Consider the following 12,903-nt stretch of genomic DNA (forward strand, 5'->3'; position numbering starts at 1 on the left):
GGATCCGCGCGTGGCGGCCGGTCGCGACGGTCCCGTCAAGTGAATTCTCGTCGACGTCCTCAGTCTCCCGAGACTGTTGCATCCGTCACGGTCGGGCTCTACGGTTGCCAGTCGAAGCGCTTCGATGATGTGGGGGCCCCGGCTCCCCCCGAAGACGAAGGGGACGACCGTGTCGAGAACCCGCCGCTCGGTGCTGATGTCGCTGGTCGCGTTGTTGGTGTTGCTACCGCTGCCCGCGCACGCCGAGGAGCTGCCGTTCCGCGACCCCGACCTGCCGCGCGCCGTCCGGATCGACGACCTGCTGGGCAGGTTGACGGCGGACGAGAAGGTGTCGCTGCTGCACCAGTACCAGCCGGCGATCCCACGCCTCGGCATCGGCGCGTTCAAGACCGGCACGGAGGCCCTGCACGGCGTCGCCTGGTTGGGCGAGTCGACGGTGTTCCCGCAGGCACTGGGCCTGGCGAACACCTGGAACCCCGACCTGGTGAAGCAGGTCGGTGCGGTGACCGGTCGGGAGGCGCGCGGTTTCAACGCGAAGGACCCCGCGTACAACGGCCTGAACCTGTGGGCGCCGGTGGTGAACCTGCTGCGCGACCCGAGGTGGGGCCGCAACGAGGAGGGGTACTCGGAGGACCCGCACCTCACCGGTGCGATCTCGACCGCCTACGGCCACGGCCTCCAGGGCGACCACCCGGACTACCTCCAGGCCGCGCCGACGCTGAAGCACTACATCGCCTACAACGTCGAGGACGAGCGCACCACGGTCGACTCGATCGTCCCGCCCCGGATCTTGAAGGACTACGACGAGGCAGCGTTCAAGCCGGCCATCTCGGCGAACGCCGCGACCGGTGTGATGGCCTCGTACAACCTGGTCAACGGCCGTCCCACGCACGTCATGCACGACCTGGACGACGTGGTCCGCTCGTGGACCGACGAAGACCTGATGATCGTCGGTGACGCGGCGGGCGCGTCGAACCTCACCGGCTCGCAGCAGTACTACGCCACCAAGGCGGAGGGCAACGCGGCGGGGATCCGGGCGGGCCTGGACAGCTTCACCGAGGACAACCAGAACTCGGAGCCCACCACGACGGCGATCAAGTCCGCGCTGAGCCAGGGCCTGATCACCATGGCCGACGTCGAGGACGCCGTGCGGAACGTGCTGTCGATCCGGTTCCGGCTCGGCGAGTTCGACCCGGCGGGCCGCAACCCGTACGCGGCCATCACGCCGGACGTGATCGACGCGCCTGAGCACCGCGAGCTGGCCCGCAAGGCCGCCGCCGAGCAGATGGTGTTGCTGCGCAACGACGACAAGACGCTGCCGCTGTCCGCCGAGGACACGAAGAAGGTCGCGGTCGTCGGCCAGCTGGCCGACACGTTGTACGAGGACTGGTACTCGGGCACGATGCCGTACCGGATCACTCCGGCGGAGGGGCTGGCCGAACGCGCCGCGGTCACGTCGAGCGAGGGCGTCGACCGGATCAGGCTGAAGGACCTCACCACCGGCAAGTACGTGACGGCGTCGGCTGCCGAGCAGGGCGCGGCGCTCGCCGCCACCGAGGTGACGCCGACCGACGCGAGCGGGCTCGACGTGTTCGACTGGGGCGAGGGCACCATCACGCTCCGCGCCGCCGCGAACGGCAGGACGGTGTCGTTGGGCGACGGGCGCAACCTGGTCAACAACGCGGTGCAGCCCAACGGCTGGTTCGTCCAGCAGCAGTTCAAGCTGGTGGCGCAGGCCGACGGCTCGTCCGTGCTGGAGTACGCCGGCAACGAGGTCACGCAGTCGTGGTTCGGCCGGAACAGGTACGTGGTGGTGGGCGCGGACGGCAGGCTCGCCCTCGGCGCCGAGACGCCGGAGGGCGCGGCGAAGTTCGGCCGCGAGGTCGTGCGCAGCGGTGTGGAGAGCGCGGTGGCCGCGGCCAAGGACGCCGACGCCGCCGTCGTGGTGGTCGGCAGCATGCCGTTCATCAACGGCCGTGAGGACGACGACCGCAAGACCACCGTGCTGCCCGCCGGCCAGCGGGCCGTGATCGACGCGGTGCGCGCGGCGAACCCGCGCACGATCGTCGTGCTGGAGAGCAGCTACCCGTACTCGGGCGACTGGGACACCGCCGACCTCCCCGCGATCCTGTGGACCACGCACGCGGGCCAGGAGACCGGGCGGGCGCTCGCCGATGTGGTGTTCGGCGACCACAACCCGAGCGGGAAGCTGACCCAGACGTGGTACCGGTCCGACGCGGACCTGCCGGACATGCTGCAGTACGACATCTCCAAGTCGGGGCACACGTACCAGTACTTCGAGGGCAAGCCGCTGTACCCGTTCGGCCACGGGCTGAGCTACACGTCGTTCGAGTACTCCCGGCTCAAGGTGGACCGGCCGGTGGTCCGGGCGTCCGATCAGGTGAAGGTCCGGGTCGACGTGAAGAACACGGGCGACCGGGCGGGCGCCGAGGTGGTGCAGCTGTTCTCGCACCAGAAGAAGTCGCGGGTGCAGCAGCCGCTCAAGCAGTTGCGCGCGTTCGAGCGGGTGGAGCTGCGGCCCGGCGAGACCAGGACGGTCGAGTTCACGGTCCCGGTGTCGGACCTGTCGTTCTGGGACGTGACCCGGGACAAGCGGGTGGTGGAGACGGCGCCGCACGACCTGATCGTCGGCTCGCTGACCCGCCCGATCACCGTGCGGGGCGAGAAGATCCCGCCGCGTGACCTGGGCAAGACCACGCAGGCGCAGAACTTCGACGACTACTCGGGCGTCACCCTGGTGGACACCACCAAGGAACTCGGCACCGCCGTGGCGTCGACGGCGCCGGGCCAGTGGATCGCGTTCAAGGACGCGGAACTCGGTCGCTCCGCCGGGTCGCTGTCGGTCCGCGTGGCGAACCCGGACGCGCCGACGACCGTCGAGGTCCGCCTGGGCGGCCCGACCGGCCGGCTCGTGGGAACGGTGGCCGTGCCGACCACGGCCGACAAGTACTCCTGGACCTCCGTCTCGGCGCCCTTGCGCGACGCGGCCGGTCGGCAGGACCTGTACCTGGTCTTCACGGGGAAGGCCCGGATCGACAACCTCACCGTGGAGGGATCCTGATGTCCAAGCGACTCCTGGTGGCCGCCGTCGCGGCCCTGATGGCCGTGGCCGGGTGCGGCGGCGGTTCGGACGACGCGTCCGACGGCAAGACGCTCAAGCTGTGGCACTACGAAGGTCCGGACAGCGCCATGGGCGTGGCGTGGGCGGAGGCGATCAAGCAGTTCGAAGCCACCCACCCCGGTGTGAAGGTGGAGTTCGAGGAGAAGGGCTTCGAACAGATCCAGAAGACCGCGCCGATGGTGCTCAACTCCAACGACGCGCCGGACATCCTGGAGTACAACAAGGGCAACGCGACCGCCGGTCTGCTGTCCAAGCAGGGCCTGCTGACGGACATCAGCGACGAGGTGGTGAAGCGGGGCTGGGACAAGAAGCTCGGTCCGGGCATCGACACCACGGCCAAGTACGACGAGCGCGGCGTGATGGGGTCCGGCAAGTGGTACGGCATCCCCAACTACGCCGAGTACGTGATGGTCTACTACAACAAGACCATGTTCGACCAGCAGGGCTTGGCCGAGCCCAAGACGCTGGACGAGCTGACGGCCGCGATGAAGAAGTTCGTCGCCGCCGGGGTCACCCCGTTGGCGTTGGGCGGCGCCGAGTACCCGGCGCAGCAGGTGCTGTACCAGCTGGCGCTCACCAAGGCCGACCGCGACTGGGTGGACCGGTACCAGCGGTACACGGGCGACGTGGACTTCCACGACAAGGCGTGGGTGTACGGCGCGGAGACGTTCGCCGAGTGGCTGCGCGAGGGCTACATCTCGAAGGACTCGGCCGGGGTGAAGGCCGAGGACATGGGCGTCGCCTTCATGCAGGGCAAGCACCCGATCATGATCAGCGGCAGCTGGTGGTACGGCCGGGTGCAGTCCCAGGTCAAGGACTTCGAGTGGGGTTCCGTGCCGTGGCCGGGCATGACGGCCGGGTCCAGCGGCAACCTGTGGGTGGTGCCGAAGGGGTCGAAGAACAAGCAGCTCGCCTACGACTTCATCGAGATCACCATGTCGCAGCCGATCCAGGACAAGCTGCGCGACGCCGGCGGCGTGGCCGTCGCATCGAGCGACGCACCGGCGACCGATCCGGCCACGCAGCGCCTGAACGAGGACTTCAAGGAGCTGAGCGACGACGACCGGTTGGCCTTCTACCCGGACTGGCCCGCGCCCGGCTTCTACGACGTGCAGGTGTCCGGCGTGCAGAAGCTGATCACCGGGCAGGCCGGGCCGCACGAGGTGCTGACCGAGCTGTCCGACTACTACAAGGAAAACCTGGCGAGCGTCGGCAAATGAGTCTGGTCCCGAGCGCGATCCGCGATCGCGGGTCGTACCTGTGGTTCCTGGTCCCCGGTGGACTGCTGCTGCTCGCGGTGATCCTGGTGCCGTTCGGGATGAACATCGGCATCAGCTTCACGGAGTGGTCCGGTGCGGGTGAGCCGGAGTGGATCGGGTTGGACAACTACACCCGGTTGATGTCGGACTCGACGTTCTGGGCGTCGTTCCGGCACAACATGGGTCTGGTGGTGGCGATGGCGATCCTGCCCACCCTGGCAGGGCTCGTCATCGCCGCGGCCCTGTTCGACTTCGTCGGCAAGCACTTCGGGGCCCGGCACGCCAGCATCCTGCGGGCCTGCATCTACCTGCCGCAGGTGCTGCCCATCGCGGTGGCCGGGATCGTGTGGAGCTGGATCCTGGCCCCGCAGGACGGCGCGCTCAACGAGGTGTTGCGCGCCGTCGGGCTGGACTCGCTGGCGCAGAACTGGCTGGGCGACCCGGACCTCGCGCTGTGGTCGGTGATGGGCGTGATGCTCTGGATCCAGGTCGGCTACCCGGTGGTCATCTTCATGGCCGGCATGGGCCGGGTGGACCCGTCGCTGCACGAGGCGGCGGAGCTGGACGGGGCGTCGTGGTGGGGCCGGTTCTTCCACGTCACCGTGCCCCAGATCCGGCCGGAGATCTTCGTGGTCCTGCTGACCTGCACGATCGCCGCGTTGAAGGTGTTCGCGCCGATCTACGTGCTGACCCGGGGCGGTCCGGGTGGTTCGACGAACGTGCCGTCGTACTACTCGTTCCAGAACTTCTTCGAGAAGACGCAGGTCGGTTACGGCGCGGCGATCGCCACCGTCCTCACGGTGCTGATCCTCGTCCTGACGACGGTGTTCCTCCGGGTGCAGAATCGGGGTGATCACCGGTGAAGCGGCACGCGGTGCTGTGGTCGCTGGTCGTGCTGGCCGTCATGATGCTGGTGCCGTTCTTCATCGTCGCGCTCAACGCGGTGAAGACCCCGGAGGAGTACTCCACCGGCGGCCCGCTGGACCTGCCGGGCGGGGTGTCGCTGGACGGGATCATCGCGTTCTGGGAACGCGTCGACTTCGGCGAGAAGCTCCTCAACAGCGTGGTGATCAGCGGCTCAGTGGCGGTCCTCGCCGTCGTGGTGTCGGTGTTCAACGCCTACGCGCTCGGAATCGGCCGGGTGAAGGGCCGGCTGTGGATCCTGGTGGTGTTCCTCATCGCGAACACCCTGCCACAGGAGGCGCTGGTCTACCCGCTGTACTTCCTGGCCAACCAGGTCGGCCTGTACGACACGAAACTGGCCGTGATCATCATCTTCACGGTGATCCAGGCCGCGTTCGGCACCTACCTGCTCACCTCGACGCTCGGTGGCTTCCCGCGCGAGTTGCTGGAGGCGGCGCGCATCGACGGCGCGAACAAGTGGCAGACGTTGGTGCGGGTCGTGGTGCCGATCAGCAGACCCACGTTGGGCGTGCTGTTCGTGTTCTTCTTCATCTGGACCTGGAACGAGTTCTTCCTGCCCCTGGTGCTGCTGATCTCCAACGAGAACCAGACCGTCCCGGTGGCGCTCGGTGTTCTGCAGGGCCAACGGATGATGGACGCCACCATGACCAGCGCCTCGGCGCTGCTGGGTGTCATCCCGGCCATCGTCTTCTTCCTCATCTTCCAGCGGGCGTTGACCCGAGGCATCACGGCAGGAGCGGTGAAGTGAAGTTCAGCGACGGGTACTGGCTCCTCCGACCCGGGGTAGAGGCCGCCCACCCGGTCCAGGTGCACGACGTCACCACGGGGAACGGGGAGGTCGTCGTGCACGCGTCGACCCGCCCGATCCGGCACCGGGGGGACACCCTCATGGGACCGGCGGTCGCCGTGGGACTGACCTCCCCGATGGCCGACGTGATCGGCGTGAAGATCACGCACTTCAGCGGTGGGACGGCCGGGGAGCCTGCGTTCGCCCTGACCACCGACAGCGCGCACGAGGCCAAGGTGGTGGAGGACGACGCCGGTGTGGTGATGACCTCGGGCGCGTTGTCGGTCCGCGTGCACCGGGGCGACGAGTGGAAGGTCGACTTCACCGCGGACGGTCGTGCGCTGACCAGCAGCGGCTTCAAGGGCATGGGCCTGATGACGGTCGACGGCGCGCACCACGTCCGCGAACAGCTCGTCCTGGGCGTCGGTGACACGGTCTACGGGCTGGGCGAGCGGTTCGGGCCGCTGGTCAAGAACGGCCAGACCGTGGACATCTGGAACGCCGACGGCGGCACGAGCAGCGAGCAGGCGTACAAGAACGTCCCGTTCTACCTGACCAACGCCGGGTACGGGATCTTCGTCAACCACCCCGGGCACGTCTCGTTCGAGGTGGGCTCCGAGGCGGTGTCGAAGGTCCAGTTCAGCGTCGAGGGCCAGTCGCTGGAGTACTTCCTCATCTACGGCCCGACGCCGAGGGAGATCCTGCGCAAGTACACGGCGCTCACCGGACGTCCCGCGCTGCCGCCCGCGTGGTCGTTCGGCCTGTGGCTGTCCACCTCGTTCACCACCTCCTACGACGAGGAAACGGTGTCGGGGTTCATCGACGGCATGCTGGAGCGCGACCTGCCGCTCAGCGTGTTCCACTTCGACTGCTTCTGGATGCGCGAGTTCCACTGGTGCGACTTCCAGTGGGACCCGCGCACCTTCCCGGACCCGGCCGGAATGCTCGAACGCCTCCGCGCCCGTGGCCTGCGCATCTCGTTGTGGATCAACCCGTACATCGCGCAGCGGTCGCCGCTGTTCGAGGAGGGCAAGGCGAACGGCTACCTGCTGCGCCGCCCGAACGGCGACGTGTGGCAGTGGGACCAGTGGCAGCCCGGCATGGCGCTGGTGGACTTCACCAACCCCGCCGCCCGCGCCTGGTACTCGGCCAAGCTGGACACCTTGCTGGCCCAGGGCGTGGACTGCTTCAAGACCGACTTCGGCGAGCGCGTGCCGACGGACGTGGTGTACCACGACGGCTCCGACCCGGAGCGGATGCACAACTACTACACGCACCTCTACAACCAGACGGTGTTCGACCTGCTGCGCAAGCGGCGCGGCGACGGTGACGCGGTGGTGTTCGCCCGCTCCGCCACCACCGGCTCGCAGCAGTTCCCGGTGCACTGGGGCGGCGACTGCGAGGCCAGCTACGAGTCGATGGCGGAGAGCCTGCGCGGCGGGCTGTCGCTCGGCGCGTCCGGCTTCGGGTACTGGAGCCACGACATCGGCGGCTTCGAGGGCACGCCGTCTGCCGCGTTGTTCAAGCGGTGGATCGCCTTCGGCCTCCTGTCCTCGCACAGCAGGCTCCACGGCAGCTCGTCGTACCGGGTGCCGTGGCTGTTCGACGAGGAGTCCGTGGACGTGCTGCGGCGGTTCGTCAAGCTGAAGCTCAGCCTGATGCCGTACCTGGACCGGGCGTCGCGGCAGGCCGCCGGCGAGGGCGTGCCGATGATGCGGGCGATGGTGCTGGAGTTCCCGGACGACCCGGGCTGCGCCCACCTCGAACGCCAGTACATGCTCGGCGACGACCTGCTGGTCGCACCGGTGTTCACGGACGACGGCGACGTCTCGTACTACGTCCCCGAGGGCACTTGGACGCACCTGCTCATCGGCGGGACCGTGCAAGGCCCGCGGTGGGTGAAGGAGCGTTGCGACTTCCTCACCGCCCCGGTCCTGGTGCGCCCGAACACGATCCTGCCCGTGGGCGCGGTGGACGACCGGCCCGACTACGACTACGCCGAGGGCGTCACGCTCCACGTGTACGAGCTGTCGGACGGCGACCACGTCACGGTGGTCGGCGGCACGACGTTCCGCACCCAGCGCGACGGTGACGTGATCCGGGTCGAGACCGAGGACGCGCCGTCGCGGTGGCGGCTGCTCCTGGTCGGCGCCCAGGCGGTGGACGCGGTGGACGGTGGTGCGGCGAGCCCGCACGACGACGGAGTGCTCATCAGCGCCGAGAGCGGCGCCCTGACCCTGCGAGGGATCCGATGAGGCTGTTAGCGGTTGTGCTCGTGTTGCTCGGCTCCCTGACCGCGACCACACCGGTGGTCGCGGCGCCGGTGGCCGCACCCGTCCAGGGAACCGGGTCGTCCGATTCCGGGTCGTCGGGTCCGGGGTTGTCCGATTCCGGTCGGCACGAGGTGTCCTACGACAAGTACTCGCTGATGGTGGACGGCGAGCGGGTCATGCTGTGGTCGGGGGAGTTCCACTACTTCCGGCTGCCCAGCCCCGAGCTGTGGCGCGACATCCTGGAGAAGATCCGGGCCGCCGGGTTCACCGGCGTGTCGCTGTACTTCCACTGGGGCTACCACTCGCCGTCGCCCGGCGTCTACGACTTCACCGGCGTGCGGGACGTCGACCGGCTGCTGCGGATGGCCGACGAACTCGGCCTGTACGTGGTCGCCAGGCCCGGCCCGTACATCAACGCCGAGACCAGCGGCGGCGGCTTCCCGGCGTGGCTCAAGACGGTGGACGGGCGGGCCAGGTCCAGCGACCCCGGCTACACGGCGGCGTACACGGACTGGCTCGCCCACATCAACCCGATCATCGCCCGGCACCAGGTCAGCCGCGGCGGTTCGGTGATCGCGTACAACGTGGAGAACGAGTACGCGGTCAACGTCGACCCCGCCTACATGGAGAACCTCCAGAAGCTGGCCCGCGGCGCGGGCATCGACGTGCCGATCGTGCACAACAACTGCTGTGGCGGGAACCTGGCCAACTGGTCGTCCGGCCAGGGCGCGGTGCAGATCCCCGGTGTCGACGACTACCCGCAGTCGTTCGACTGCCAGAACCCCGACACGTGGGGTCCGTGGGGCGACGGCGTGACGCGCAGGTTGCGCGACGACGCGCCCGTGTACGCCGCCGAGTACCAGGCCGGTGCGATCGACCTGAACGACGCCGGGTACGACAAGTGCCGCGAGCTGACCGGCCCGAGCTACATGAAGGTGTTCTACAAGAACAACGCCATCTCCAGCGGCGCGACGATGTACGGCTACTACATGACCTTCGGCGGCACGTCGTGGGGCTGGCTCCCGCAGCCGAACGACGTCTACACCTCCTACGACTACGGCTCGGCGATCACCGAGTCGCGGCAGCTCACCGCCAAGTACGACGAGTTCAAGCGGCAGGGCTACTTCATGACCGCGGTGGCGCCGCTGACCAAGACCGACGCGGTGACCGCGCCGGTGGCCGAGGACGCGGCGGTGCTGGCACTGGCGCGGGCGAACCCGGACAGCCGCACGCAGTTCGTGCTCGTGCGGCAGGCCGACCAAGCCGGTGCCGCGGACCTGTCCACGACGTTGGCGTGGTCCACCCCGGACGGCGACTACCAGGTGCCCGTGCGGGTGAACGGCCGGGACGCGAAGATCCTCGTGGCCGGCTACGACCTGGGCGGACAGCGGCTGGTGTGGTCGAACTCGGAGATCCTGACCCACGTCACCGTGTCCGGCCGCGACGTGGCCGTGCTCTACGGGCGTGACGGCGAACAGGGCTCGACCGTGCTGCGGTACGACTCGGCCCCGACCGTGAAGGTGCTCGACGGCGCGGTGCGCAGCTCCTACGCGGACGGCGACCTGCGGCTGGACTACGCGCACTCCGGCCTGGCGCGGGTAGCGGTCTCCGGCGGCGGACGACCGCCGATGCTCCTCGTGCTGGGCACGGACGAGACGGCCGCCCAGTTCTGGCGGCAGGACACGTCGGCCGGGCCCATCCTGGTCCGCGGCACGTCGCTGGTCCGGTCCGCCGAGGTCAGGGGCAACCGGGTGTCGCTGCGGGCCGACGCGGACCGGGCGACGGAGGTCGAGGTGTTCGCCCCGGCCCGCCACCTGACCGTGGGCGGACGTCCGGTGCCCGTGCGCCACACGTCCAGCGGTTCCCTGCTCGGCTCGCTGCCCGGCCCGGAGCAGGTGCGGCTGCCCGAGCTGACGAACTGGCAGTACCGCGCCGAGGCTCCCGGCGTCGGAGGGGCCGGGTGGACGACGGCGGACAAGACGACCACCGCCAGCCCGATCAAGCCGAAGTCGCTGCCGGTGCTCTACGCCGACGAGTACGGCCACCACAACGGCAACGTCTGGTACCGCGGCGAGTTCACCGCCACCGGCGCGGAGAAGGCGGTCTCGGTCAACGCCATCACCGGCCGGCGCGGCATCTACCTGGTGTGGCTCAACGGCCGGTACCTCGGTTCGGCCGCGGGCGGTGTCCAGGCCGACTCCGAGCCGGTGAACCCCGATCCCGGCCGCGGCGACTTCGCGGTGCCGGAAGGCCTGCTGGTGGACGGGCAGCAGGCGACGTTGACCGTGCTGGTCGAGAACATGGGCCACAACGACGACTGGACCGCCGACGACGTCCGGCACAAGCAGCCACGCGGCCTGTACGGGGTGGCGGTCGAGGGGTCGACCGCGCCGATCTCCTGGCGGATCAGGGGTTCGCTGCCGAACGACGGCGAACGCGGCCCGATGAACACCGGCGGCCTGTACGGCGAACGCGAGGGCTGGCACCTGCCCAGTTCGCACTCGCGGGGTTCCGACCGCTGGCAGCGCCCACCGGGCACGTTGTCACCGGGTGTGTCCTGGTACCGCACGAACTTCCGGCTGGACCTGCCGCGCGGGCACGACGTGTCGCTCGGCCTCCGGTTCGACGACACCACCGCCCGCGGCTACCGGGTGCTGATCTTCGTCAACGGCTGGAACATGGGCCAGTACCTCAACGGAGTCGGCCCGCAGCGGGAGTTCGTCCTCCCGGCCGGTGTGCTGCGCGACCACAACACGCTCACCTTCGCCGTGATCGCGACCGAGGCGGCGCAGGGTGATCCGGGACCGGTGCGCCTGGTGACCCTAGGCAACCACCGGACCGGTGCTGCTCCGAACCGTTAGCCGGGGCGGCAGCAACCGGACCTCGGGTTCGGCCAGGCCGTCGAGTTGGCGCATCGCCAGCTCGACGGCCAGCCCGCCGAGTTCGGTGGCCGGGATGTCCACCGAGGACAGCGGCACGGACTGCGCCTCGGCCAGGTCCGGCGGGCAGACCGCCAGCACGGAGATGTCGTCGGGCACCCGCCTGCCGCGCCGGGCCAGTTCGGACAGCAGCGGGCCGAGGATGGCCTCGTTGTGCACCACCAGGCCGGTGACCGGGCGAGGGCGGGCGAGCAGGTCGTCGAGTCCTGCGCGCAGGCCGTCGTAGCTGGGCACGCAGGCCAGCGTGACGGCGTCCACGCCGCGGTTCGCGGCGGACTGTTCGAACCCGCGCAGGAACCGGCCCGCGTAGCTCGTGCCGCGCTGGTAGACGGCGGGGGACGGGCCGATGAGGGCGATGTCCCGGTGGCCGAAATCGGCCAGGTGGGTGACGCACTCGACCCCGGCGACGGTGAAGTCCAGGTCGACGCAAGCCAGGCCCTGCGGGTCGTCCGGCACACCGATCAGCACGGCCGGCCGGGCCAGCGAGCGCAGCACGGGCACCCGCGGCTCGGCCGCTTCGACGTCCATCACGATGATCGCGTCGGCGAGGGAGGAGGCCGCCACCCGGTGCAGGCCCTCGGCGCCCTCGTCCGCGGTCAGGAGGAGCACGTCGTGGTCGTAGCGGCGGGCCTCGGTGACGGTGGCCGTGACGAACTGCATGACCACGGGGACGTTCAGGTCGGTGCGCAGAGGCACGACGAGGGCGAGCACGTTGGAGCGGTTGCTCGCCAGCGCCCGCGCGCCCGCGTTCGGGTGGTAGCCGAGCTTGCGGATGCTGAGGTGCACCTTGCGCCTGGTCGCCTCCGAGATGGAGCGCTTCCCGGACAGCACGTACGACACGGTGCTGGGTGATACCCCGGCCGCCCGTGCGACGTCGGCGATGGTGACCATCGGGCGATCATAATACGCGCGCAGCGGCATCCCGGACCTGAGGTCCACAGTGGACTGGCCCGCCGGCGGCAACCGGAATCCCGGTCCGACCGCCCTCCTGGCCGGTGCTGGTCCCGGGTCCACCCGGGACCTTGCTGTCGCCGACCTCCCGCACCCGCCCGCGGACCGTGTGACCGACCTGTTCCCCGGCTCGCCCTCACGCCTCCGGTGGTGGACCGGGGGTCGGCGTTCCAGCGCTGTGCGCCGCGACGTTAACCGTCAGCCGGCGCAGCGAGTCGCGCAGCTCGGACAGCTCCGCCTCCGGCATGCCCATGGCGTCGCCGATCGCGATCGGGATGTTCCGGGTCGACTCGCGCAGCGCCCGTCCCTCGTCGGTCAGGCCGACCTCGACGGACCGCTCGTCCTCCAGCCGGCGGCGACGCGTGACCAGGCCCGCCGACTCCAGTCGCTTGAGCAGCGGCGTCAGGGTGCCGTAGTCCAGTTGCAGGTGGTCGCCCAGCTCCTTCACCGAGATCGTCCCCCTCTGCCAGAGCACCAGCATCACCAGGTACTGGGGGTAGGTGAGGTTCAGCGCCTGCAGCAGGGGCCGGTAGGCGGAGGTGACCGCGCGGGACGCGGCGTAGAGGGCGAAGCACACCATGTCGTCGACGGTCGACACCGCCTTGTCCTGGTCCGTACCCACCATTAC

General features: G+C 69.6%; 8 protein-coding genes. 6 read left to right on the top strand and 2 right to left on the bottom strand.

The window, feature by feature from the left end; genetic code table 11:
- Positions 1-169 precede the first annotated feature (169 nt).
- From ACRAKI_RS17175 to ACRAKI_RS17200, 6 genes are read left to right on the top strand one after another with little or no spacing between them, the layout of a single operon-like run.
- Positions 170-3,082, top strand: a complete 2,913-nt coding sequence (locus tag ACRAKI_RS17175; RefSeq protein ID WP_447008103.1) for a glycoside hydrolase family 3 C-terminal domain-containing protein — start codon at positions 170-172, stop codon at positions 3,080-3,082.
- The gene (locus ACRAKI_RS17180; RefSeq protein WP_447008104.1) at positions 3,082-4,362 is read left to right on the top strand and encodes an ABC transporter substrate-binding protein; all 1,281 of its coding nucleotides are present in this window, start codon (positions 3,082-3,084) and stop codon (positions 4,360-4,362) included. The genes ACRAKI_RS17175 and ACRAKI_RS17180 overlap by 1 nt, the downstream gene beginning before the upstream one ends.
- Complete coding sequence (locus tag ACRAKI_RS17185) at positions 4,359-5,264, top strand: carbohydrate ABC transporter permease (RefSeq protein WP_447008105.1); 906 nt, start codon at positions 4,359-4,361, stop codon at positions 5,262-5,264. The genes ACRAKI_RS17180 and ACRAKI_RS17185 overlap by 4 nt, the downstream gene beginning before the upstream one ends.
- A complete protein-coding gene (locus ACRAKI_RS17190; protein ID WP_447008106.1) occupies positions 5,261-6,073 on the top strand; it encodes a carbohydrate ABC transporter permease in 813 nt (270 codons plus the stop codon). The genes ACRAKI_RS17185 and ACRAKI_RS17190 overlap by 4 nt, the downstream gene beginning before the upstream one ends.
- The gene (yicI, locus tag ACRAKI_RS17195; protein WP_447008107.1) at positions 6,070-8,367 is read left to right on the top strand and encodes an alpha-xylosidase; all 2,298 of its coding nucleotides are present in this window, start codon (positions 6,070-6,072) and stop codon (positions 8,365-8,367) included. Before ACRAKI_RS17190 ends, yicI begins: the two co-directional genes overlap by 4 nt.
- Entirely contained in the window at positions 8,364-11,246 is a 2,883-nt protein-coding gene (locus tag ACRAKI_RS17200; RefSeq protein ID WP_447008108.1) for a beta-galactosidase, read from the top strand. The genes yicI and ACRAKI_RS17200 overlap by 4 nt, the downstream gene beginning before the upstream one ends.
- On the opposite strand, the gene ACRAKI_RS17205 is transcribed toward ACRAKI_RS17200, so the two are convergent.
- Complete coding sequence (locus tag ACRAKI_RS17205) at positions 11,208-12,215, bottom strand: LacI family DNA-binding transcriptional regulator (protein WP_447008109.1); 1,008 nt, start codon at positions 12,213-12,215, stop codon at positions 11,208-11,210. The two genes, ACRAKI_RS17200 and ACRAKI_RS17205, sit on opposite strands and share 39 nt — an antisense overlap.
- 196 nt (positions 12,216-12,411) lie before the next feature.
- A complete protein-coding gene (locus tag ACRAKI_RS17210; RefSeq protein ID WP_447008110.1) occupies positions 12,412-12,900 on the bottom strand; it encodes a MarR family winged helix-turn-helix transcriptional regulator in 489 nt (162 codons plus the stop codon).
- Between the last annotated feature and the right edge of the window lie 3 nt (positions 12,901-12,903).

The organism is Saccharothrix isguenensis, assembly GCF_052936305.1.